21 protein-coding genes are annotated in these 22333 nt (G+C 61.8%); 7 read left to right on the plus strand and 14 right to left on the minus strand.

Features of this window, described 5'->3' with window-relative positions; translation table 11 throughout:
• Positions 1–123: 123 nt before the first annotated feature.
• Positions 124–1518, minus strand: a complete 1395-nt coding sequence (locus I6E56_RS06540; RefSeq protein WP_197136851.1) for an OFA family MFS transporter — start codon at positions 1516–1518, stop codon at positions 124–126.
• A gap of 154 nt (positions 1519–1672) precedes the next feature.
• On the opposite strand from I6E56_RS06540, the gene I6E56_RS06545 reads away from it, so the two are divergent.
• Complete coding sequence (locus tag I6E56_RS06545; RefSeq protein WP_197136853.1) at positions 1673–3988, plus strand: FdhF/YdeP family oxidoreductase; 2316 nt, start codon at positions 1673–1675, stop codon at positions 3986–3988.
• 30 nt (positions 3989–4018) lie between these two features.
• Here I6E56_RS06545 and fdhD read toward each other — a convergent pair whose 3' ends face one another.
• Positions 4019–4870: a formate dehydrogenase accessory sulfurtransferase FdhD gene (gene fdhD / locus I6E56_RS06550; RefSeq protein WP_197136855.1), complete on the minus strand. Its 852-nt coding sequence runs from the start codon at positions 4868–4870 to the stop codon at positions 4019–4021.
• 142 nt (positions 4871–5012) lie between these two features.
• Here fdhD and I6E56_RS06555 point away from each other — a divergent pair, with 142 nt between their 5' ends.
• The 4 genes from I6E56_RS06555 to moaC are packed head-to-tail and all read left to right on the plus strand — an operon-like array spanning position 5013 to position 7708.
• Positions 5013–5642 carry a molybdenum cofactor guanylyltransferase gene (locus I6E56_RS06555; protein ID WP_197136857.1) on the plus strand — a complete coding sequence of 210 codons (630 nt, stop codon included), beginning with the start codon at positions 5013–5015 and terminating at the stop codon, positions 5640–5642.
• Entirely contained in the window at positions 5639–5926 is a 288-nt protein-coding gene (locus I6E56_RS06560; protein WP_197136858.1) for a DUF6457 domain-containing protein, read from the plus strand. Before I6E56_RS06555 ends, I6E56_RS06560 begins: the two co-directional genes overlap by 4 nt.
• Positions 5927–5975: 49 nt before the next feature.
• Positions 5976–7232, plus strand: a complete 1257-nt coding sequence (gene glp / locus I6E56_RS06565) for a gephyrin-like molybdotransferase Glp (protein ID WP_197136859.1) — start codon at positions 5976–5978, stop codon at positions 7230–7232.
• Positions 7229–7708, plus strand: coding sequence for a cyclic pyranopterin monophosphate synthase MoaC (moaC, locus tag I6E56_RS06570; RefSeq protein ID WP_197136860.1), 480 nt, complete (start codon positions 7229–7231; stop codon positions 7706–7708). The genes glp and moaC overlap by 4 nt, the downstream gene beginning before the upstream one ends.
• 73 nt (positions 7709–7781) lie before the next feature.
• On the opposite strand, the gene I6E56_RS06575 is transcribed toward moaC, so the two are convergent.
• Complete coding sequence (locus I6E56_RS06575) at positions 7782–8291, minus strand: molybdenum cofactor biosynthesis protein B (protein WP_197136861.1); 510 nt, start codon at positions 8289–8291, stop codon at positions 7782–7784.
• Positions 8292–8344: 53 nt separating this feature from the next.
• On the opposite strand from I6E56_RS06575, the gene I6E56_RS06580 reads away from it, so the two are divergent.
• Positions 8345–8854 (plus strand): N-acetyltransferase, encoded by a 510-nt coding sequence (locus I6E56_RS06580; RefSeq protein WP_197136862.1) that lies wholly within the window; start codon positions 8345–8347, stop codon positions 8852–8854.
• A 12-nt stretch (positions 8855–8866) separates the two neighbouring features.
• Here the strand turns inward: I6E56_RS06580 and I6E56_RS06585 are convergent, their stop codons facing one another.
• The 3 genes from I6E56_RS06585 to I6E56_RS06595 are packed head-to-tail and all read right to left on the minus strand — an operon-like array spanning position 8867 to position 13067.
• Positions 8867–10636 (minus strand): amidase, encoded by a 1770-nt coding sequence (locus I6E56_RS06585; RefSeq protein ID WP_197136863.1) that lies wholly within the window; start codon positions 10634–10636, stop codon positions 8867–8869.
• Positions 10633–11703: an agmatine/peptidylarginine deiminase gene (locus tag I6E56_RS06590; protein ID WP_197136864.1), complete on the minus strand. Its 1071-nt coding sequence runs from the start codon at positions 11701–11703 to the stop codon at positions 10633–10635. Before I6E56_RS06590 ends, I6E56_RS06585 begins: the two co-directional genes overlap by 4 nt.
• A gap of 2 nt (positions 11704–11705) precedes the next feature.
• Complete coding sequence (locus I6E56_RS06595; protein WP_197136865.1) at positions 11706–13067, minus strand: NAD(P)/FAD-dependent oxidoreductase; 1362 nt, start codon at positions 13065–13067, stop codon at positions 11706–11708.
• 56 nt (positions 13068–13123) lie between these two features.
• On the opposite strand from I6E56_RS06595, the gene I6E56_RS06600 reads away from it, so the two are divergent.
• The gene (locus I6E56_RS06600; RefSeq protein ID WP_197136866.1) at positions 13124–13768 is read left to right on the plus strand and encodes a TetR/AcrR family transcriptional regulator; all 645 of its coding nucleotides are present in this window, start codon (positions 13124–13126) and stop codon (positions 13766–13768) included.
• A gap of 77 nt (positions 13769–13845) precedes the next feature.
• On the opposite strand, the gene I6E56_RS06605 is transcribed toward I6E56_RS06600, so the two are convergent.
• The 8 genes from I6E56_RS06605 to I6E56_RS06640 all read right to left on the minus strand — a co-directional run bounded on the left by I6E56_RS06605 (position 13846) and on the right by I6E56_RS06640 (position 22211).
• Positions 13846–15105 carry a cell wall-binding repeat-containing protein gene (locus I6E56_RS06605; RefSeq protein WP_197136867.1) on the minus strand — a complete coding sequence of 420 codons (1260 nt, stop codon included), beginning with the start codon at positions 15103–15105 and terminating at the stop codon, positions 13846–13848.
• 407 nt (positions 15106–15512) lie between these two features.
• Positions 15513–16265, minus strand: a complete 753-nt coding sequence (locus tag I6E56_RS06610) for a GntR family transcriptional regulator (RefSeq protein WP_307842794.1) — start codon at positions 16263–16265, stop codon at positions 15513–15515.
• A gap of 71 nt (positions 16266–16336) precedes the next feature.
• A complete protein-coding gene (deoC, locus tag I6E56_RS06615; RefSeq protein ID WP_307842795.1) occupies positions 16337–17047 on the minus strand; it encodes a deoxyribose-phosphate aldolase in 711 nt (236 codons plus the stop codon).
• Between the two features lie 70 nt (positions 17048–17117).
• Positions 17118–17573, minus strand: coding sequence for a D-ribose pyranase (rbsD, locus tag I6E56_RS06620; protein ID WP_197136868.1), 456 nt, complete (start codon positions 17571–17573; stop codon positions 17118–17120).
• 29 nt (positions 17574–17602) lie between these two features.
• On the minus strand, positions 17603–19177 hold the full coding sequence (locus I6E56_RS06625) for a sugar ABC transporter ATP-binding protein (RefSeq protein WP_231606262.1): 1575 nt from the start codon (positions 19175–19177) through the stop codon (positions 17603–17605).
• Positions 19177–20205 (minus strand): substrate-binding domain-containing protein, encoded by a 1029-nt coding sequence (locus tag I6E56_RS06630; RefSeq protein ID WP_197136869.1) that lies wholly within the window; start codon positions 20203–20205, stop codon positions 19177–19179. The genes I6E56_RS06625 and I6E56_RS06630 overlap by 1 nt, the downstream gene beginning before the upstream one ends.
• Positions 20206–20295: 90 nt before the next feature.
• Positions 20296–21297, minus strand: coding sequence for an ABC transporter permease (locus I6E56_RS06635; protein WP_197136871.1), 1002 nt, complete (start codon positions 21295–21297; stop codon positions 20296–20298).
• On the minus strand, positions 21294–22211 hold the full coding sequence (locus I6E56_RS06640) for a ribokinase (RefSeq protein WP_197136873.1): 918 nt from the start codon (positions 22209–22211) through the stop codon (positions 21294–21296). The genes I6E56_RS06635 and I6E56_RS06640 overlap by 4 nt, the downstream gene beginning before the upstream one ends.
• Positions 22212–22333 lie beyond the last annotated feature (122 nt).

Raw genomic sequence — 22333 nt, forward strand, 5'->3', positions numbered from 1 at the left:
GAACTTAGAGCGTTTTCACCTCAGCCGAAAAGTGCCGATGCCTTAGCGACGGTCTGAACCACGCCGTAGAGCAATGGAATACCGACGAGGGCCCACACGGCCGCGAGTTGTGCCTTTTTCATCTCAGGCCTCCGTTGAGATCGTGAGGTCTTCAGACCTGGACGTGGATGGTTCGTGGAAGTTGGAATGTACGGGCCGCACCAGAAGATTGGCCATGAACCCTACGACCAGTAGTCCCACCATGGTCAAGAGTGCGGGCTGATAGGCCGCAGCGGTCAGCTCGCCAGGGGCACCCTGCGCATCCAAGAAGGAATTCACGATCAGCGGGCCAGCGATGCCTGCCGCTGACCAGGCGGTCAGCAAGCGACCGTGAATGGCGCCCACTTGGAAGGTGCCGAAGAGATCGCGCAAGTACGCCGGAACCGTGGCGAAGCCACCGCCGTAGAACGAAATGATGACGAACGCGAGCGCGACGTAGATTGCGGTCGTGCTTGATCCAACCAGAGCCAACACGAGGTAGAGCACCGCGCCCACGCCGAGATAGATCATGTAAATGTTCTTGCGGCCGGTGATGTCTGACGTGGATGACCAGACGAAGCGGCCGCCCATGTTGGCGATCGACAGCAGCCCGACGAAGCCGCCGGCCACTGCAGCCGTGACCAACGACTGCCCGTCGGGTTGACGGAAGAAGTCTTGAATCATGGGCGCAGCCTGCTCGAGAATTCCGATGCCCGCTGTGACGTTGCAGAAGAGCACGATCCAGACAAGCCAGAACTGACGGGTCTTGATCGCGTTGTTTGCCGAGACGTGGTTGCTGGTGACCAGCGCCTTCGCCTTAACTTTCGACGCGTCGAAACCGGCCGGCGTCCAGCTTTCGGCAGGCACCTTGATCGTGAATGCGCCGAACATCATGTACGCGAGATAGACGAGCCCCAGCGTGAGGAACAACTTGCCAACCGCGTCACCGCTGGCGACCCAGCCGTCAACTCCAGAGTTCGGATCGTAAAACGAGAGCAGTGCCGTGGAAACGGGGCTCGCGATTAGTGCGCCGCCACCGAATCCCATAATGGCCATACCGGTTGCAAGGCCGGGGCGGTCCGGGAACCACTTGATCAGGGTCGACACCGGGGAGATGTAGCCGATTCCTAGGCCGATACCGCCGATAAAGCCGTAGCCCACGTAGACCAGCCACAGCTGGTTGGAGAAGACGCCAAGCGAACCGATCAAGAAGCCGCTCGACCAGAACAGCGCGGCAACAAACATGGCTTTGCGTGGGCCGCTTCGGTCTACCCAGGTTCCCATGATCGCGGCCGACAGCCCGAGCATGACGATAGCGATCGAGAAGATCACGCCGATTTGGGTGAGGCTCGCATCGAAATGTTCAACGAGAGCGGTCTTGTACACGCTCGTGGCGTACGCCTGGCCGATGCTCAAGTGCACCGCCAGCGCGGCTGGCGGAACAAGCCAGCGATTGAAACCGGGAGGGGCGATGGTGTGTTCTCGGTCAAGCCAGCTCATGGATGGTCTCCTCGTCACATTAAGCATGGTGAACAGCAACGCTGCTGTCGGCAATTTGGCCGCGAAACACAGGTTAGCAATTAACCTGATCAAATCTTAGGTATCTGACCGAGATTATTTACGAATTCTCATAGATTGAAGGCAGGATGGGGTTATGACACGTGGCGCACCGGTAGACGACATCAACGAAGACGACCTGATCGTCACGAAGCCTAAGAAGTCGGCGGCCGGAGTAGAAGCGGTGCTCGTCGCTCTGGATCGTGGAATCGCGCAGGCGGGCGTGACACGAACCGCGCGCTCACTGTTGCGACTGAACCAACGCGACGGCACGGACTGCCCCGGCTGCGCGTGGCCGGAATCGCAGGGACACCGCAAGGCCGCAGAGTTCTGCGAGAACGGCGCCAAGGCGGTCGCCGAGGAGAGCACTCTTCGCACCGTGACCCCGGAATTCTGGGCGGAACATTCCATCGCCGAATTGTCCGAGAAAACCGAATACTGGCTGGGCAACCAAGGCCGCATCACGCATCCGGTCGTCATCCGCCCCGGCGACACTCACTACTCGCAGATCTCCTGGAACGATGCCTTCGAACTCATCGGAGAAAAGATTCGCGCCTCAACCCCGGAGCGCACCGTCTTCTACACGTCCGGCCGCACGGCCAACGAGTCGGCGTTCATGTACCAGCTCTTCGCCCGCTCGATCGGCACCAACAACATGCCGGACTGCTCGAACATGTGCCACGAATCATCCGGTTCCGCACTGAACCCCACCATCGGCATCGGTAAAGGCACCGTCTCTCTCGAGGACATCCATCAGGCCGAGCTCATCTTCGTCGTTGGCCAGAACCCAGGCACGAACCACCCTCGGATGCTGTCGGCGCTGGCCGAGTGCAAAGACAACGGTGGCAAGATCGTCGCCGTCAACCCGCTCCCCGAAGCCGGACTGTTCAACTTCAAAGACCCGCAAACCCCGAAAGGTGTTGTCGGGGGCGGCACGAATCTGGCCGATGAGTTTCTGCAGATCAAGGTTGGCGCAGACCTCGCGCTCTTCCAGGCCCTCGGCCACCTCCTGCTGGAGGAAGAAGAACGGGTTCCCGGCTCCGTCGTCGATCACGAGTTCGTCGCGGCGAACACCGATGGGATCGATGCCTACCGGGCCGCGCGCAAGACCATCGATTGGGACGAGACTGAGTCTGCTACCGGCCTCTCCCGCCTCGAGATCGCCAAGGTCGCTCACATGATGGTCGAGTCGAAGGCGACAATCATCTGCTGGGCACTCGGTCTTACGCAGCAGCCTCACTCCGTGAACACGCTCAAGGAGATCATCAACCTGCTGCTCCTTCAGGGCAACTTCGGCAAGCCCGGCGCCGGTGCATGCCCGGTGCGCGGCCATTCCAACGTGCAGGGTGACCGCACGATGGGCGTCTGGGAGAAACCGCACGAGTGGATGCTGGATGCCCTCGACAAAGAATTCGGCATCACTTCCCCGCGCGCCCACGGCTTCGATTCGGTCGAAACTGTGGAGGCGTTCGAGAACGACGACGTGGACGTGTTCGTGTCGATGGGCGGAAACTTTGCGCTCGCTGCCTCCGACACAGAAGCCCTCGGTTCCGCACTGCAGCGGGTAGGTCTGACCGTGCACGTCTCGACCAAGCCGAACCGTTCCCATGTGGTGCACGGACTCACCTCGCTGATCCTGCCCACTCTGGGCCGCACGGATACCGACGACAAGCATCCGGGGGGCCGTCAGGTGCTTTCCGTGGAGGATTCCATGTCGGTCGTGCGCACCACCCAGGGGCGACTGAAGCCGGTGTCGGATCACCTTCTCGCTGAGCCAGTGATCATCGCCCGGATGGCCAGCGCCACCCTGGGCGAGGATCACCCGATCGACTGGAAGGCGATGGCGGACGACTACGACGTCATCCGCGACCACATCGCCCGCGTGCTACCGGGCTTCGCCGACTTCAACACACGCCTGAAGACAAAGAACGGTTTCGTGTTGCCGAACCCGCCGCGCGACACCCGCAGCTTCGCCACCGACATCGGTCTCGCGCGCTTCACGGTCAGCCCGCTGGAATACCTCACCCCACCGCCGGGGCACCTGATCTTGCAGACCATGCGCAGCCACGACCAGTACAACACCACGTATTACGGACTGGATGATCGCTACCGTGGCATCTCTGGTGGCCGTCGCGTCATCCTCATCAATGAGGACGATGCCGCCGACATGGGTTTCACCGATCGCGCCCTCGTTGATGTGATCAGCACGTTCCAAGGTCAGGAGCGCCGTGCCGACAAGTTCCGTCTCGTCTTTTACCCGACCCCGCGGGGCTGTGCGGCAGCGTATTTTCCCGAGGCAAACAACCTCGTGCACCGTGAACTGGTCGCCCGCGAGTCGAACACCCCCGGCTATAAGGCAATGGCGGTGCGGTTCGTCCCGGCCACGGAGGACGAAGCACCGCAGATGAGCTAGCGCGGCCGCGGCCGCTACTGCGGGCGGCCGCTAGTGAGCGTGGGCCGACTCGTCCTGCGTGATGCGTTCTTGCCCGGCGTAGAGCACCATTGATTTTCCGCGCAGGAAGCCCACAAGCGTCATGCCTACCTCGGTCGCAAATTCCGCGGCGAGGGACGATGGCGCCGACACGGCGGCCAGCACCGGGATGCCGGCCATCATCGCTTTCTGCGCCAGCTCGAAACTCGCTCGGCTGGATACCATGAGCACGGTTCCCGATAACGGGAGGCGATTCTCCTTGACAGCCCAGCCAATAACTTTGTCGACTGCGTTGTGCCGCCCCACATCCTCGCGCACCACCAACATCTCCCCGGTGGTTCCATCGAACAGCGCGGCGGCGTGCAGCCCGCCAGTCTTCTCGAACACGTCTTGCGCTTCGCGCAACTTCTCCGGGAAGGTCGTGAGCAACTCAGCATCGATCCGCGCAGCATCCTCCGCGACGGAGAACGCTGACTTGGTGCGCACCGCGTCGATGCTCGCCTTGCCGCACAGACCACAGGAGCTGGTCGTGAGGAACGACCGTTCCAAGCTGGGATCGGGCGCGGCCACTCCGGGCGCGAGGGTGACGTCGAGAACGTTGTAGGTGTTCAGCCCCTCGACAGTGGCACCGGCACAGTAGCGTGCAGCGAAGAAATGGTCGCCCGTGGTGATAATTCCCTCGGAGACGAGAAATCCAGCGGCCAGATCGAAGTCATCACCCGGGGTGCGCATCGTCACCGCGAGCGAACGCCCGTTGACCCGCATTTCTAGCGGCTCTTCCACCGCAAGCACGTCCTCCCGGGCTGCCGCAGGTGAACCAATCGTCACTCGGGTGATCTTGCGTCGTGCCGTGATTCTGTTCACGCTGCCTGCCTCCTCGTGTGCTGCACAATTACTGCGCCAGCCATAAGCCGAGACTATCTCGGTGACGGCAATGAGGGCAGGAGCCTCTGGAACGAGCTTGTCGAATGGTGACGCTCATTGCCCCGTCAATTAGAGTAACTCCATGCTGATCGATGCTGCGGTACTCGCCGGAGGTCGCTCATCCCGATTGGGGTCTGCCGCCAAGGCATCGCTCCACGTGGAAGGCAACAGCCTTCTCGAACATGCCCTCGCTGCAGCCTTGAGCGTCGCGCGCACGTGCACCGTCGTTGGCCCCATTGACCCTAATCTTGTGGACTCTGCGGTGCTGATCACGCGAGAGGACCCGCCATTCTCTGGCCCCGCGGCCGCGCTAGCCGTTGGCGTTCACCACCTCGCGGCAAACGTGCCGAGCGAGAGCGACGCCATCTTGGTCTTGGCGTGTGACATGCCGGGGATCGCCGCCCACGTTCCGGCGCTTGCAGCCGCACTCTCCGCTGCGCCCGCAGACGTGGATGGCGTGATTTCTGTCGATGCGACCGGCCACCGTCAACCACTTGCCGGCCTCTATCGCCGCCGCGCCTTGGTCAACGCGATCTCGCGGTGCGCCGATGACGACCTGATCGGGCTCTCGATGAGAAAGCTGATCGAGCCGCTCACGCTGATCACCGTTGAGGCGCTCCTCGGCGAGACCGGTGATGTTGACACGTGGGAAGATGCTGCTCGTCTTGGCGCAACCGACCCGGTCACAGAAACGAAAGAAGCAACAGAATGAACTCAGAAGAACGCCAGAGCCTCGACGACTGGGCAGTGCGCCTCAGCGGAGCTTTGGGCATTGACACCGCAGAGTTTCGTGAAGCATTGGATGTCGACGGCATCCTGGACCTAGCCGGAGTCGCCGCACACACTGTGATTCGCCCAGCCGCTCCCGTCACCACGTTCCTTGTCGGTTACGCCGCCGGCCTTGCTGCGACCGCCGGAAACGATCCAGCCTCGGCCCTTCGAAGCGCGGATGCCACCGCGAGAGCTGCGCTCACGGCCGAGAACGACGCAAAGTAGCCCGACGATTCGAGCACGAATCAGAATGAGCCTTAGCTAGGGTGAGAGCATGCCCCACGAAGCATCCGCAACGCCCACGTCGATCAGCATTGAGCAGCACCTTTCACGGGTTCTGGCCACCGTCACGCCCTTACCCATCGTCACTGTTCCGATTGCGCACGCGCTGCAGCTCACCCTCGCAGAAGACGTTCGCGCCGCGATAAATGTGCCCGGTTTCGACAACTCTGCCATGGACGGTTACGCGCTCCGGCAGGCGGATGCCGCAGCGGCAACGCCGGAAACACCGGCAGTGCTCAGCGTCGTTGCTGACCTCCCCGCAGGTTCCGCAGAGAACCCGCGCCTACAGCCCGGTGAGGTTGCCCGGATCATGACCGGTGCCGCGGTGCCGGATGACGCGGACTGCATCGTGCCGATCGAAGAGACCGATGAGGGCACCGAAACGGTCACCATTTTTCGCGCCCCTCACGCTGCCGCCCACATTCGTCGAATGGGCACTGATGTGCGCGCGGGTGAGACGGTGCTGACTGCGGGTCGCGTTCTCGGCGCCCGTGATCTGGCTGCGGCAGCAGCCGCCGGAGCCAGCACGCTGTCGGTTTACCCAGCGCCGCGCATCGGGGTGCTCTCGACCGGAACTGAACTGCGCGAGCCAGGCGAGCCGCTGGCGCGCGGCCAAATCCACGACTCCAACTCGCTGCTACTGGCAGCGATGATTACCGAGTGTGGCGGCATCCCCGTTCAGCTCGGTTCTGTTCCCGACGACGACAATGCTCTGCGTGAGATCCTCGAGAAAAACGCACCCGACGTGGATGCGTTTGTCACCTCGGGCGGAGTCAGTGTCGGTGCCTACGACGTGGTGAAAGCGGTGCTCGCACCGCTCGATGTATGGTTCGGACCGGTGCGGATGCAGCCCGGCAAGCCACAGGGCTTTGGCCGCTTCCCTGTCGCGGCAGGGGTAGGTCCCGCAATTTTCGCTTTGCCCGGCAACCCGGTGAGCGTCTTTGTGTCCTTCGAGACCTTCGTGCGCCCGGCGCTGCTCACGATGGCGGGCCGCGCTCCGATCGTGCGGCCGACGCTCACCGCCACCGTGACAACGGGCTGGCGCAGCCCCGCGGGGCGCGCGCAATACATGCCTGCCATTGTCGAACAGGATGAGCAGGGTGCGGCATCCGTTCGGCCTGCGAGCGCGGGTGGTGCCGGTTCCTATCTCGTCGCGAGTCTGGCCGGTGCCAATGCTCTGGCCTTTGTGCCCGAAGATGTGACCGAGGTGCGCCCCGGCGACGTGCTGACTGTCACACTGGTGTCATGAGCGATCAGCCTTTCACCCACCTCAATTCCGCTGGCCAAGCCCGGATGGTGGATGTCACCGCCAAGACCCCGACCGTGCGCGAAGCGACGGCGGAAGGTTTCGTTCGCTGCTCCCCCGTGATCATTGAAGCGCTGCGCTCGGGTAACGCTCCCAAGGGAGACGTTCTGGCTGTCGCACGCATCGCCGGCATCCAAGCTGCGAAGCGCACCGCCGAACTCTTGCCGCTCGCCCACATCATCGGCGTGCACGGTGCCAGCGTTGACCTTGAGGTGACGGATGACGGAGTCGCCGTGACCGCGACCGTCCGCACCGCAGACCGCACCGGCGTCGAGATGGAAGCCATGACCGCGGTGTCGGTGGCGGCTCTCGCGATCGTCGACATGGTTAAGGGCATGGACAAGACCGTGCAGATCGAGAACGTGCGACTGCTCGCGAAGTCTGGCGGTCGTTCCGGCGACTGGCGTCGGCCGGAATAGCGCGCAGCGAGCACGCTCGCACTCGCACTACTCGGCCCGAAGTGAAAGTCGCTATCTCAGCGAAAGTCGCTAGCTAGTGGTCTCCGCCATCGAGCTGCTCCAGAATATGTCCAATCAGCGGCGCAACCACCGCGAGACCCTCTTCAACCGCTTTCGTCGACCCGGGCAGATTGACCACGAGAGCATCGCCCGCGATGCCGACCAGACCGCGACTCAGTACCGCCATCTTCGTGTGCCGAGCTCCCTCGCGGCGCAGCTCTTCGGCAATGCCGGGAATCTCGCGCGTGAGCACGGGGCGGGTTCCTTCGGGCGTGAGATCCCGGGGTGCCACTCCGGTTCCGCCACTCGTGATGACGATGCGGGCACCGGCGGCGAGCGCGGCACGGATGCCGGCAGTGACTGATTCCGCGCCATCCGGAATCACCGTCAACGACACCACATAGCCCTGCTGGGCGAGCAGCTCGACCGCACGCGGCCCCGAAGTGTCGGCGCGTTCGCCACGAGAGCTGCGGTCAGAAACCGTGATGACCGCGGCGGGCACTGCCGCAACATCGCTGCCCGTGCTGCTGTGAATGTGAACCATGGCTGCAACGCTACGGCAGGCTGCGCGCCCGGCCCACAACTAAGATTCAGAATATGCGCGAACCACAGTTTTCGATCCGACGAACGGAGCCAACAGATTGGCGTGAGGTCCGCGATCTGAGGTTGGAGATGCTCGCCGATACCCCGATGGGATTTGCGGAGCACCTCGAGGATGCTCAGCGTGCCACCGAAGCAGAGTGGCAGCGGCGCGCTGTTCGCGGGCAGAACTCGTTGGCGATTGCTGTCGCCGCGATCACCGCCGACGGCAGGTGGATCGGCACGATGGGGTGCTATGTCCCTGACGCAAAAACAGGCCCGCTCCTTGTAGGTGTATACGTCACTCCCGATTTTCGTGGCCGGAAAGCTGGCGTGACGGATGCCCTGCTCGCGACCATCGAGCAGTGGGCTTTCCAGTACGGCAGCACCCTCACCCTCGGCGTGCACGAAGACAACGCTCGAGCTCGTGCCGCCTACGAGAATCGCGGCTTCAGCCTGACGAGGCACACGGTTCCGTACATTCTCGATAAATCCCGACGCGAACTCGAAATGATCAAGCAGCTTTAGGGTGCGACCCGCTTAGTCGACCAACGGTGGAGTGCGCGGTGGCGCGACCCGACGCCGCGACACCGCTTCGTACGCGACACCGATACGCAGCAGGTCGAGGTCGGAGTACGCGGCACCGGCGAACGTGATTCCCACGGGCATCCGGATGTCGTCCATGAGCCCCATGGGAACCGTGACGGTTGGGATGCCCAAGTGCCGAATCGCGAGGTTGCCGTTCGCGACCCAGACACCGTTTCGCCATCCTGCTGCCGCCGTGGCGGGGTTCGTTCCCATATCGGCGGAGCCCACATCGGCGACCGCGGGGAAGGCTACGGCGTCGAGCTCGTTGGCCCGCATCCATTCTTCAAGGTCGACGCGGCGGGTTTCTTCGAGGCCGCGCACGCCCGCTTCGAGCTCGGGGATGTCGGTGAAGTGATCGTAGGGGTGGTCGCGCACCTGAGTCGGATACACCGCGATGTCGTCTTCGAAGCCGTCGTAGCGATCATGCGGGGTGCCTGGTGTCGTCGGGAAGATCGTGCTGCCGTCGACACCCACGATGGTGTCGAAGTTTGGGTCGCCGTTGGCCTGGAGAAAGTCTTCCCACGCCCACGCCGAGAGGTCAACGATTTCGCGCTTCAGGAACTCGGGGCTCACCAGACCGCGGGTGGCGATCGTGGGGGCGCCTGCCCGGTCAGCTTCGTAGTTCGAGACGGCCGGAAAGTCGACCTCCACCACGGTCGCGCCAGCCGCTTCGAGGTCGGAACGCGCTTGGTCAAACAGGGTCAGGATGCTCGGGCGGGTGTCAATCGCGGTTCCTGTCGGACCACCGACACCGCGCGTGCCCGAGCCCGCCTCGGTATCGCGGTTGATGTACATCCGGGGAACGCCGAAGCGCTTGCCCGCCAGCGGCAGCGCGGCAGCCACGTTCAGTTCGGTGTCGTCAGCGCCAGAATTCGCAACGCCAGCTCCAGCACCGCTCTCAGCCTGCAGCGACAGATACGTCTCCGGCCGCACACTCGACGCCGCCGGAATCTCCATCCACGGCTGCGAGCGCCAGAAGTCACCACGGGCATCTTCGTCGTCGAACACGATCACGTCGAGCACGGCGAGCAGGTCGGCCATGGTGCGGGTGTGCGGCACGACGACATCCATCGTGGGCACGAGCGGCCAATTGCCGCGCACCGAGATCACGCCACGCGAGGGCGTGTAGGCGCACAGCGCATTGTTGGAGGCCGGAGCCCGGCCGCTCGACCAGGTCTCTTCACCGAGGCCGAAGGCCGCAAAACTCGCCGCCGTTGCCGTGCCCGATCCGTTCGACGATCCCGATCCGTACGCCGCGGTGAGGTACTCGGCGTTGTACGGACTCTCAGCACGGCCGTAAACGCCGGGCTGCATTCCGCCGTTGGCCATCGGGGGCATGTTGGTGAGGCCGAGGCAGATCGCTCCGCCGTCGCGCAGGGCACCGATCGTTGCAGCATCCCGCATCGCCATCAGCTCGGCGAAGGCAGGACTGCCCGCCGCTGCCGTGAGCCCACGGTGCAGGTAACTGTCTTTGGCCGTGTACGGGATGCCGTCGAGCGGCCCGCGCAGTCGACCGGCGGCCCGGCGCGCATCAGATTCGCGCGCTTCGGCGAGCGCCTCAGGGTTCGGAACCACCACGGCATTGAGCAGCGGCCCGTTGCGGTCGTAGCGTTCGATGCGCGCGAGGTAGGCGGTGACAAGCGCTTCGCTCGTGAGAGTTCCGTCGGCGAGCGCCGCCTGCAGCTCGGCAATGGTTGCTTCGACAACGGTGAAGGTGCTCATACGATTGCTCCGTAAATCTCGGTGGCCTTCGCGGTCTCGGGCAGTTTCGGCTGCTGTTGAGTGATGCAGTGGATGCTGCCACCCCGAGCAAAGATCTCCCGGGAGTCGACCATACGCACGGCGCGGCCGGGATACGCGTCGGCCAGGATCTCGGCCGCGCGAGCATCCGCAACTTCATCGGCAAAGCCACACCCGATAACGCCACCGTTGACGACGAGGTGGTTGACGTAGCTGTAATCGACGAAGCCGTGGTCATCGCGAAGGATACTCGGCGCAGGCAGCTCCACGATCTCGAACTCGCGCCCTGCGGCATCACGTTGGCCTTTAAGAGCCGACCGAATCTCGGCCATCACCTGGTGGTCTGGATGCTCGGGGTTGGGCTGCGCGTGCAGCAGCATTCGGCCCGGCGACGCAATAGTCGCGACGATGTCGACGTGCCCGTTGGTGCCGAAGTCGTCATAGTCGCGGGTGAGGCCGCGCGGAAGCCAGACGGCGTGCGTTGCCCCAATCGTGCGCAGCATCTCACTTTCGACGCGGGCGCGATCAGCGAGCGGATTACGGCGCGGATCGAGCTGCACCGTGTCGGTCAGCAAAACGGTGCCTTCGCCATCGACGTGAAGTCCGCCGCCCTCAGCGACGAGGAGCGAGCTGACAAGTTCAGCCCCCGCGGCTTCCGCGACGAAACGACCAATCTCCGCCGACTTCGCCCACTCAGCCCAGGCCGGAGCGCCCCAGCCGTTGAAGATCCAGTCGACAGCGCCGAGCATGCCCGGCCGCTCATCGTCGAGCACGAATGTTGGCCCGATGTCGCGCATCCAAAACTCGTCGAGCGGTGCGTCGAGCAACTCAATGCTGCTGGCGAGCATCCGTCGGGCACGAAGCATTTCGGTCGGGTCAACGACCATCGACACGGGCTCAAATTGGGCGACGACATTGGCCACGTCAGCCCAAGCGGAATAGCCGAGTTCGCGTTCGGCGTCGGTCGCGCCGAGCGTTTCCCCGACGCACGGGAACGCCATCCAGGTGCGCTCATGCTCAGCGGTTTCGGATGGCATTCTCCAGCTCATGGCTAGCCTTTCGAGGATTCGATGATGGATGCCGCGAGCCGCTGCCCCACACGAATAGCACCGTCAACGTGTTGGTAGCCTTCAGCCGCGAGGTCGCTGGAGCCGAACTGAATCGGCCCAACCGGCACAAGCTGGAGCGCCCCATAGCGGGTGAGCCCGCCGAGATCGAAGCTCGCCGCGTAAGCGCCACGCGTCCACTCTTCGGAAGCCCAGTCGCTTTCGTAGTACACGGCTGGGGTGAGCGCTTCGTCGCCGTAGTAAGTGGCGAGCGACTCAAGGATGCGCTGCTTGCGGTCGGCAGGATCAAGAGCGAACAGTTCGTCGGCCTTCTCCCCCGACACGAAGCCCACGAGGGTGCCGCGCTCTTCGCCATGGTTCGTGTTGTCGTAAGCCTCGTGCACGATTTGGTACGGGCTAAAGGCTGTACCGGAAAGTCCGGCAGCACGCCAGAACGGTGTCGCGTAGGTCGCGTGCACCTTGATGACGAGACCGAGGGAGGAGTGCTGCTGCATCTGCTGGCGCATGCGCGGCAGAGCCGGAACGTAGTCGATGCGGTCATAGAGGTTTGGCGGCACGGCAACGATCACGTGCTCGGCACGCACCGCTAGCTCATCGCTCGTGACGGTCGCGCCTGTGGCGTCCCATTCGATCTGGCGAACGGCCTGCGAGAGGCGAACGACGTCGCCGCCCAGGGCGTCGGCCATGAGCAGCGGGACCTGCTGAAGCCCACCGACCACGCGCTTATCGAGAATGAAGTCGGCGTCAACGAGGTTGCTGAAGCTGCCAGCACTGGCGGCCATGAGCAACGCCTGCAGCAGCGAGAAGGCATGAGCCGGTTTGGTGAGCATTGCCTCGGCAACGTAGAGCGCAATATTGTCGACCGCTTCGGCATCCGCACTCTGGCTTTCGAGCCAGCTGCGGTACGAGATACGGTCGAATTCTGCGGCCCGCGGATGCTCCCACGGAGCCGCAATGTCGAGCTCAGCCACGAGGCCGTCGAGCAGCGCGATCAGTCGAGTGATCTCGGCTTCGGTTGCCTCACCCGCAGGGAAGATATCGCCGGTGAAGCGACGCGCAACACCATCGCGAGAGACGTAGACGCTGTCACCGTCACGGTAGCGGGAGTAGGTTTCGAGGCCGAGCTCAGCGAGCGTGTCGATGAGAGCGGTCTGGTCGGGTGACACCCATTGGCCGCCGATTTCATACATCTGGCCGTCGATGTCGTTTGTCCAGAGGCGACCGCCAATGCGGTCGCGAGCTTCGAGCACGATGACGCTCTTGCCCGCACGAACGAGAGCTCGGGCAGCGGTGAGGCCGGTGGCGCCGGCTCCGACGATAACAACGTCGCGGGTGATGGTGTTCATGATATTCATTATTTATCACCTACTCAATAAGAGTCAATAGCGGGTACACTTTTGCCATGGCAGTAGGTACCACTCGGCGGCGGAACCCCGCCGAACGCGCCCTCGAAGTGCGCGAAGCAGCGCAAACAATCGCGCTTACGCGCGGGCTTGCCGCCATCTCGCTCCGCAACCTTGCCACGCACTGCGGAGTCACCGCCCCGCTCATCGCACACTATGAGCCGAACATGGATGCCCTCGTCGCTTCCACTTTTACGGCGATCGCCGAGAAAGAAATCGCTGAAGTAACCCTGCACGCGCTGGCACCCGTCGGGCCACTCGACCAGTTTCGCGCGCTCCTTAGCGCCCTCGCCGATCCCGCCCGCGACAACGTCGGCGAAGTGTGGTGTGACGCCTGGAGCCTCGGCCGCAAAAACGAGCCCCTTGCCGAAGCAGCCCGCCACTCAATGGATTCTTGGCACGCGCTCGCCATCGACATCATCCGGGCCGGTCAGGATGCCGGAGAGTTTGCCGCGATCGCGCCCGAGCGTGCAGCCCTAGTGCTCTTCGCCCTCGTGGATGCCACTGCGTCCTACCAGCTGGTCGATTTTCGCAGTCGAGAAACCCGCGACGCTCTCGTGCGCGAAACCCTCGAAGACATGCTCGACGTGTCGCTGAAGTTGGGCGACGACGCTCGAAGCCCCAGCAACAAACCGACCGTCTAGCGGTTCCGCGGGCCACACTCTGCACGCACAACAAAGCCCCGCATTCGTTGAGAATACGGGGCTTGTGTTGGTCGTAACTACTTGCAGATCGTCAGCTTTGCTACTCCGCTGCCAAGAGCTCCCGTTCCGCCAAGCAGAACTCGGCTGGAGGTTTCGAAGTCGTTCAGGTTGCTCACAACGCCCTTCGGAACACAGTTTCCTGGCACCACATACAAGGGGGCCGATGTGCCGCCCGCGAGCGCAGCGCCAGCGAGAGCATCCGCGAATCCGGTACCGACAGCGAAGAAGGCCCGCGGTGCGGTGTCGAAGCTTGCGCTATTGATCGCCTCCGAAGTTTCGTAGCGGTTAGAGCCGGAGTATCGAGTGACCTTCGTGACGCCGGGCTGCGCATCTAGAGCCTTGAAAACTTTGCTCGAGACCACACCGGTTCCTCCGGCGATCATGATCTTCGAAATATCAAGGCGATCGATGAGCTTGGCGGTTGCTGAGTCGACGCCGCTACCGGTGCCGTCGATCAGGATGACCGGGCTTCCCGTATTTCCCGCTGCAGCACTGGCACTCAGAGCGTCGGGGTAGTTGGCACCAGTGGCGAAGAATGCGGTGTTCGATCCATTAGGGAACGCTCGCTCGATCACGATGCGTGACGTCTCGTAGCGGCTTGCGCCACCGTCACGTCGAATCTTGGGCGCCAGTGCTGCGAGTTGCTTATAGATAGAACTCGACAGCACACCGCTTCCGCCGACGACCACGATAAGGTCTGGATCGAGCCGTTTGATCTCGTTCTTCACTACGGTCGGCAACCCTGTCGGCGGGGTCAAAAGAAGCGGACCGCCCTGCGCGGCTGCGGCAGGAGCCGCGCTGAGAGCATCGGGATAGTTGGCACCGGTTGCAACGTAGACGACGCTGACTCCCGGGTCGTACTCTTGCGAGATTGCGACCGCAGTCGAATAACGGTCGGAGCCCGAGAGGCGCTCGACGCCACTCGGCAATGTCACCGAAGGGACGCTCGAGCCGTACTTGGCAAAGTTTTGTACCGCCCAAGTGGAGTTGCCGACGGTGATAAACGAAATACCGATGTCGGTGTAATCGCCCATGATGTTCGCGCGGTGCCCGGCAGAATCCATCCACGCATTATGAACGGCAGTAGGTGTTGTCCACCCTCGGGCAACGTTTTCCCCGGAGCGACTCCAGCCACTCGGGATCTGCGAGGAATAGCTCGGATTGTGTGCCATGACCCCGTTGGAAGCCATCTGCTGCGCCCACGTCAGCGACACCTTACTGAGCGACGAGTTCAGCTTCAGTGGGCCAAGACCCTCCGCTGCTCTCGCACTATTCACCAACGAGAGGATGGTGCTCTCTCCCGCTGCTGCAGCTGGCGTCGGCGCTGATGAAAGCGCTATGCCTGAAGCTAGAACCCCCACGATCGCCAACATGCCCAATGCGCGTACGACTGTGCGTCGCGCTCGAAACCCCCCGGTTTTTCCCACGAATCGAACGTTACGCGAGGCCTGCACGCACCGATAGTCCCCTCTTCCGGGGACCGAGAACCGCTCGTAGCCACCCTTATGGGGTGCGAGCCGGGAAACTATTCCGGCACAAATTCGGCACAAAAGAAAAGCCCCACATCACAAGGATGCGGGGCTTTTGCTGGCGGTACCGGTGGGATTTGAACCCACGGTGCGTAAGTAATCGCCGACAGAGTTCCTCACTATCGGTCGATGAAATCCTCGCTGGAGAACTTGCGCTAGCGACGCGAGAGGAGGGAAGTCATCTGAAGTCGACCGCTGTGAATCCAGACATCCGAATACTCGACCGGTCGGTCGTCTGCAAGATAAGTGACCTGCTGCAGATATTGCACGGGCGCTCCCACCTCAAGATTGAGATGATCGGCCACATCGGCCTCAGCCGGCTGGGCGCTGAAAGTGCGCCGGGCGGACGCGATCCTCAACCCATACGTTCCTTCAAGGGTGCCAAAGAGGCTCTTCTCCTCAAAATCTACGAGTTCAATGCCGTTTGCCAAGTCAGTGCGGACATAGTTGTAGAGGAGCACCAGAGGTCCACGCTCAGCGCTACGAAGTCGAACTAGTTTCAGAACAGAGCCCCCTTGCGGGACCTCCAAGAGCGCCGCGACGGGCGCCGGCGGGGTCTCGAGCGAACACTCAAGCACTCGAGTCGTCGCCACGATTCCTTGGTGGGCGAAATCTTCAGACAGCGTGCTCAGCTTCTGAGCGATTGCGGGCTCGATCGTCGTCGAGATCACGAAAGTGCCTCGACCACGCACCTGTCGAAGGAGCCCTTCTTCGATGAGTGTCGTGATTGCACGTCGCAGGGTGCCTCGGCTTACGCCCAAGTCATTAGCCAATTCTGGCTCGCTCTTGAGGCGGTAGTGCGCTGGCCACTCCCCGGACAGAATTCGTGCCCGGATTCCCTCAGAAATCTGAACATGAATGGCGGTTGGGGCATCACGATTGATCACTTCACTCAACGTGGTGGTCACGGAACTCCCTTAGCTTAAGTAATGAATACCACCGTCCCGACGCATCACGCAATCGGGACGGTGATCTTTGATCAATAACTGACGGTGTTCTCGTCTCCGCCGTCCCGAAGAATTTCGATCCCCGCGCTGGTGCCGAGCAGGACAGCGCCAGCACGCAGCAGGTTAAGGCCCTGCGTGTAGCTCTTGATCGAGCCGGAGGCCTTCACGAGAACGCCGGGGCGGGCGCGCTCGACGAGAAAACGAACGCTTTCCGGGTTTGCAGTTTCGATCTGCCCGCTGCTGGCGTTCTTCAGGTAGGCAGCCCCCGCATCCATGGCGAGTTCAACCGCAATATCCTTCTCAGCATCCGTCAACAACGGCAGCTCCAGCATCACTTTGACGGGGATGCCCGAGGCACGAACGACTCCAGCAATGTCTTCTCGGAACTCGTCGTACATTCCACTCTTGAGCCATCCGATCTGCACCCCGATGTCGAGCTGCGTTGCTCCGAGGCGTGCGATCTCAGCAGCCTCGGCTGCTTTGCCTGCGCTGGTCATTACACCAACGCTGGGGAAATCGAGGGCTGATGCAATCTGGATGCCGGTGCCGGCGAGTTCGGCTGCGACCAAGGGCACCCACGAAGCGGGAACCATCGCGGCATTGAACCCGTACTTGACGGCTTCCTGAGCGTGGGCGATCATCTCATCGCGAGTGGATCCAACCTCGATCTTGGTGTGCTGAATGTACGGAGCCATCTCAGCAGGGGTGAGCATGAGCTCAGGGGTAGTAGCAGTTTCAGACACTTGTTTCTCTTTCTATTGCGTGTTGTCGGCACCGTTAGCGGGGCGACACTGTGGCGCTTCTGCGCCGTGGTTAGAGTTGTGATGCGTAGTAATCAGGGGCGATGACGCCGTTCCCGCCGAACCACTTAGGCACGTCGACACCGCAGAACAGGCCGATGTTTCCCCAGGGTTCGAAGGCACCGGTGCGCACGATGACCTTGGCTTGGTCGGCGACTTCCTTGAGCATCTCGGAGTGCGGGCGACTCGTGAAGTCGGCCGTGTTGAAGCGCTCGTGGAGCCATCCATCAAGTTGTGGGTTGTTGGATGTCACGTCATCGGCCCGCACAACGCCCTCGACTACGATTTCGTCAGCGATTAATCCAATGACCGTTCGAAGGTCGGGAAGATTCTCGGCTACAGCGAGGTCAATCCGGTGGGCCGTCCGCGGGATCGGAAATCCGGCGTCGACCACCAGAATGAGATCAGTGTGCCCGAGCGTGGCCAGAGCACCGCTTAGTTCGGCGTTCAGAATGCCGTTGCGCTTCATGTGGTTCCTTTCGATGTGTGGTGATGCGGTTAAGCTGCTGTCGAAACAGCACCGGTGGCGAGGGTCATGATTGATTCCTCAGTTGCAGACGCCGTATCGACAATCCCGACTAGACGCCCTTCGCTCAGGACCGCGATGCGATCTGTGATGGTGAGCAGTTCGGGCAGGTCGGAGGACGAACACAGAATTGCGACTCCCTCGGCAGCGAGGGCGAAGAGTTGCTCGTAGATTTCAGACTTCGCTCCCACGTCCACACCACGCGTCGGCTCATCAAGTACCAAAACTCGTGGTTCGATCGCGAGCCAACGGCCAAGCATTGCCTTTTGTTGGTTACCGCCCGAAAGGTTGGTAATCGGCTGGTCGATCGTTGCAGTCTTAACGCGGAGCGCTTGGGCTCGTTCGTTGGCACCGCGATCAAACGCACGGCGTCGGATAAGGCCGAGTCGCGTGAACGCCCGCACGGTGAGAGCTCCAATGTTGTCCCCGACGCTCATCGTCGAGAGCAAGCCCTGAGCACGTCGTTCCCCCGGCACGAATGCTAGCTTGGCTTCGATGCTCGCGATGGGAGTGCGGTTCACGTAGGGCACTCCGCCTAGTGTGACGGTTCCACCGGTCCCTTTAGTTGCTCCGAAGATGTTTTGCAGCATTTCAACGCGTCCCGAATCAGGGAGCCCCGCGACTCCGAGAATTTCACCTGGGTGTAGTTCAAAGCTGATGGATGAGTGGCGGGTTCCGCTGAGCTCGTTAATTGCAATCGTCGGGATAGCTCCCGATGCAGGAATGGGGCGTGCACCCGATTGAGCGCGCGTGGTGAGTTCGCTCAGCTCGCGACCCACCATCGCCGCAACAACCTGTTGTGGTGTGGTTTCGTCGGCACGCCACGAGGCAACGTGCTTTCCGTCTCTCAGCACCTCGATCTGATCCGCGAGCGCGAACACCTCGGGCATGCGGTGCGATACATAGACGAGTGTTGTCCCCGCAGCCTTCAGCCGTGCCATCAACGCGAAAAGCCGATCGGACTCTGCCGGGGTCAACATAGCCGTTGGCTCATCCAAAATGAGCACGCGGCAACCCCTCGCGATCGAACGAGCCACGACAACAAGTTGCTGGGTCGCCATGTCGAGCTCACGAACCGGCATCCGCGGATCAATCCGCAACCCGAGTTCATCGAGCAGAGCAATTGTCCGCTGCACCATTGCGCGCTGTGACGGGAACAGTCTGTTTCCTGGTTCAACGCCCGCGAGGATGTTCTCCGAAACCGTGCGGTCCAGTAGGAGCGAGAGCTCTTGAGGGACGATTGCGACACTGTGTTCGGTAAGCATCGTGTTGGGACTGAATGAGGTGACCTCTCGGTCGAAGAAGGAAACGCTCCCTCCACTCGGCGGTTGCAGGCCCGCAAGAATCTTGAGCAGCGTTGACTTTCCGGCGCCGTTCTCTCCGAGGAGCGCGGTTACTTCGCCGACTGGTACATCGAAGCTCACGTCCTCGAGAGCACGCACTGGGCCGAAGCTTCGGCTGAGTCCTCGGATGATTACTGCCGGGGGCGGTGTCATTTGCTTACTCATGGTGGGGCCTGAATCGTCGGGCAGAGGGAGCGTAGCCATTAGCCCTCTACCGTCGCTTCGCTCAGGTTGTCCTGCGTGATGAACTCGGCGCCCGTGTCTACACCGGTGATCGCGGTGCCTTCGGTGAGGAAGTCATACAGGATCTTTACTGCCTGGTAGCCCTGCTCGGAGGGGTTCTGGCTAATTGTGAAAGTAATGACACCGTTCTCTACGAACTCGGCGGTCGACGGCAGCAGGTCAAAGCCGACGGTCGTGATCTTCCCTGTGTTTCCGGACTGCTCTACCCACTGCGCGGCTGCCGTTGTTGAGCAGCAATCGAGGCCAGCGATGGCTACGACATCCGAGAGTCCAGCCATGGTCGACTCAACTGTGTTGTACGCAGCGTTGGGTTCGTTGCCAACGTTTACGGGGCCGACGAGCTCGAGGTCGCTACCTTCGAAGCCAGCCTCAAATCCACCGAATCGTTCGTTCGACCAGCCTGCACCGGTGTCGAGCGAGAAAACTACGACCTTGCCGGTCGTGGTGTCACCGAGTTGGGTGATGAGTTCTTCAGCCTGAGACTGTCCAGATCCTCGGAGGTCCTGGCCCACGAAGCCCATTTGTTGGGAGTCGGGGTTGTCCGTGTTGAAGGAAATGATCGGGATTCCTGCAGCAAAAGCCTGCGCGATCACAGGCTTGAGTGCATCACTCGACGCCGAGGAGACAGCAAGACCGTCAATAGCCTCTTGCTGAATGAGCGTCTGAAGTTCAGAGACCTGTTTTGCTGCATCGCCTCCGGTGGGTCCGACAAGCTGCACATCAACGCCGAGGTCGCTACCTGCACGCTCCATACCTTCGCTGATCGGAGTTGCAAATGCCAACGACGGGTCGTGGTAGCTGAGCTTGATACGCAGCTCGTCACCATTGTCGATTCGTTCTTGAATGTAACCGGCAAGTTCGAAACTGCCGTCTGCGCTCGCGCCATCGTTGGCTGCGGTGATTGCTCCGCAGCCGCTGAGTGCGAGTGCAGCAGTGGCAACGACGGCGCCTGCTGTGAGTAGGCGGTGAGCCTTAGTGCGAATGGACATCAATACTCCTTTGGTTGTGTCCTGATGGATTTCTTGCTGTTGCGCCGAGCGCAGGTGGTAAGCCGCTCAGCTAGGGGAAGACGCGATATTTCACGCCTTGGTTTTACGTTTGCGCTGCCAGGTATCGGCAGCGACTGCTGCGACGATCACGAGACCGGTGACGACGGTCTGCCAGAACGACGAGATGCCATTGATATTGAGGATGTTCTGCAGCAGTCCGATGAAACTGACACCGATGATGGTGCCCCACATCGTTCCGGAACCACCGAAGAGTGCAGCACCACCGATAATCACGGCCGAAATCACCGTGAGTTCGAGCCCGGTTCCCGTAACCCCCTGGACATAGGAGAGGAACGAGAGGCCGAGCACTCCAGCAATCGCGGCAGTGAGACCCGAGAGCACGAAGGCAGTGAGCTTGACTGATTTCACATTGATACCGACGAGGCGAGCAGCTTCTTGGTTGCCCCCGACCGCGTACGTGTTGAAACCGAGGCGTGACCGCGACAGCAGAATGACTCCCACAGCAGCGATAGCAGCGAAGATCAACAGCTGCATGGGAACCACTCCGAAGAGTCGTCCCTGACCCAGCAGCGAAAACTCGGTAACGCCGGGCAGTTTCGCGCTCAATGAAATGGGGGCGCCATCCGAAATCAACAGCGTCACTCCTCGGAACACGCTCAGGCTTCCGAGCGTCACGATAAATGACGGCACACCAAGCAACACGACGGCGAGACCGTTGAGCAGACCAGCGAACGCTCCAACGGCAAGGCCGATCAAGGACGCCACCGGCCAGCTCATTCCCGCCACAATCGCCATACCCGTTGAGACAGCGGCTAGCGCGTAAATTGAACCCACCGAAAGGTCAATCTCGCCGTTCACGATGACGAACGTTGCGCCAATCGCCATGATTCCGATTTGGGAAATCTGCTGCCCGACAGACAGCAGGTTTCCGGACTGCGCAAAGTTCGGGGAGAGCACTGTGCCGAGGATGAAGAGCAGCACGAGCGCGGCGAAGACTCCGGATTCTCTCGCGTGGAGGAGCTTTCGAAAGTCGAAGCGTGCTCGTGGCGCGCTCAGTGTCGATGTGGTCATCGGGTCGATCCAATCGTTGAATCCAGCTGGCTACGTGTGGGAAGTGAGGGAATGACACCCGCGATGGTGACTGCGTGGGCGCCTGCGTCCGCAGCAAAAGCAGCAGCTTCGGAAAGCACACGGCCTTCAGCAAGAGCTACAGCGAGCGCCGCGGTGAATGAGTCGCCCGCACCGGTGGTGTCGACGACGTTTTCCACAGTGCGTGCCGCAATCTCGATGGTCCCGTCGGCATCGGAGGCAAGCGCCCCAGCACCACCGCGGGTGAGAATCGCGACGCCCCCCGTTCGCTGGCGCAGCGCGTTCACGAGTTCTTCGTCCGTGAGCCCGTGATCGGGAGCGAGACCCAACAGCACGGGAGCTTCGGTCTGATTCGGAGTGATGATGTCAATGAGCGGCCAGAACGCATCCGGGAGCTTTTGGGCTGGTGCCGGGTTGAGAAGCGTGCGGGTCCCTGTTTCGCGCCCGATGCGCAAAGCCGCTTCCACAGCCGACAACGGGATCTCCATCGAGATCACCACAATGTCGGAATCAGCGATCGCTGTTCGGAAGGGTTCGACCGAACTCTCATCGAGTTCGTCGAGTGCGCCGGGAGCGATGGAGATGCAGTTTTCGCCAGAGGGATCAACGAGGATGAAGCCAACCATCGTTGCCCCCGATGCGGTGATCACGTGATCTGCGTTCACCCCTTCTGCACGCCAGAGCGAACGAGCCGAAGCACCGAACGCGTCGTCGCCGATGGCGGTGAGGAATGCTACCTCTGCGCCAAGTCTCGCTGCGCCGATGGCCTGGTTCGACCCTTTTCCGCCGGGGCCTTCGTCGAATGTTCCGCCGGAGACGGTCTCGCCGGGGGCGGGAACTCTCGGGACACGCATCGTCAGACCGACGCCGTAGCTACCGACAACTGAAATCTTCATTGATTTAGACCGTACTTCTATGTACCTAGACAACTATGAACATGACGAGCATAGGGTCGCGCTACTGCGGAAGTCAATCCAGCGATCACAATCGATAGGAAGAGATAGTTTCCTCAGTATTC

The organism is Salinibacterium sp. NK8237 (assembly GCF_015864955.1).
GTDB lineage: Bacteria > Actinomycetota > Actinomycetes > Actinomycetales > Microbacteriaceae > Rhodoglobus.

Excerpts from the sequence above, each read along its gene's own strand:
- I6E56_RS06540 (WP_197136851.1), bottom strand. The coding sequence starts at position 1,518 with ATGAGCTGGCTTGACCGAGAACACACCATCGCCCCTCCCGGTTTCAAT.
- I6E56_RS06545 (WP_197136853.1), top strand. The coding sequence starts at position 1,673 with ATGACACGTGGCGCACCGGTAGACGACATCAACGAAGACGACCTGATC.
- I6E56_RS06555 (WP_197136857.1), top strand. The coding sequence starts at position 5,013 with ATGCTGATCGATGCTGCGGTACTCGCCGGAGGTCGCTCATCCCGATTG.
- I6E56_RS06560 (WP_197136858.1), top strand. The coding sequence starts at position 5,639 with ATGAACTCAGAAGAACGCCAGAGCCTCGACGACTGGGCAGTGCGCCTC.
- glp (WP_197136859.1), top strand. The coding sequence starts at position 5,976 with ATGCCCCACGAAGCATCCGCAACGCCCACGTCGATCAGCATTGAGCAG.
- moaC (WP_197136860.1), top strand. The coding sequence starts at position 7,229 with ATGAGCGATCAGCCTTTCACCCACCTCAATTCCGCTGGCCAAGCCCGG.
- I6E56_RS06575 (WP_197136861.1), bottom strand. The coding sequence starts at position 8,291 with ATGGTTCACATTCACAGCAGCACGGGCAGCGATGTTGCGGCAGTGCCC.
- I6E56_RS06580 (WP_197136862.1), top strand. The coding sequence starts at position 8,345 with ATGCGCGAACCACAGTTTTCGATCCGACGAACGGAGCCAACAGATTGG.
- I6E56_RS06585 (WP_197136863.1), bottom strand. The coding sequence starts at position 10,636 with ATGAGCACCTTCACCGTTGTCGAAGCAACCATTGCCGAGCTGCAGGCG.
- I6E56_RS06590 (WP_197136864.1), bottom strand. The coding sequence starts at position 11,703 with ATGAGCTGGAGAATGCCATCCGAAACCGCTGAGCATGAGCGCACCTGG.
- I6E56_RS06595 (WP_197136865.1), bottom strand. The coding sequence starts at position 13,067 with ATGAACACCATCACCCGCGACGTTGTTATCGTCGGAGCCGGCGCCACC.
- I6E56_RS06600 (WP_197136866.1), top strand. The coding sequence starts at position 13,124 with ATGGCAGTAGGTACCACTCGGCGGCGGAACCCCGCCGAACGCGCCCTC.
- rbsD (WP_197136868.1), bottom strand. The coding sequence starts at position 17,573 with ATGAAGCGCAACGGCATTCTGAACGCCGAACTAAGCGGTGCTCTGGCC.
- I6E56_RS06625 (WP_231606262.1), bottom strand. The coding sequence starts at position 19,177 with ATGGCTACGCTCCCTCTGCCCGACGATTCAGGCCCCACCATGAGTAAG.
- I6E56_RS06630 (WP_197136869.1), bottom strand. The coding sequence starts at position 20,205 with ATGTCCATTCGCACTAAGGCTCACCGCCTACTCACAGCAGGCGCCGTC.
- I6E56_RS06635 (WP_197136871.1), bottom strand. The coding sequence starts at position 21,297 with ATGACCACATCGACACTGAGCGCGCCACGAGCACGCTTCGACTTTCGA.
- I6E56_RS06640 (WP_197136873.1), bottom strand. The coding sequence starts at position 22,211 with ATGAAGATTTCAGTTGTCGGTAGCTACGGCGTCGGTCTGACGATGCGT.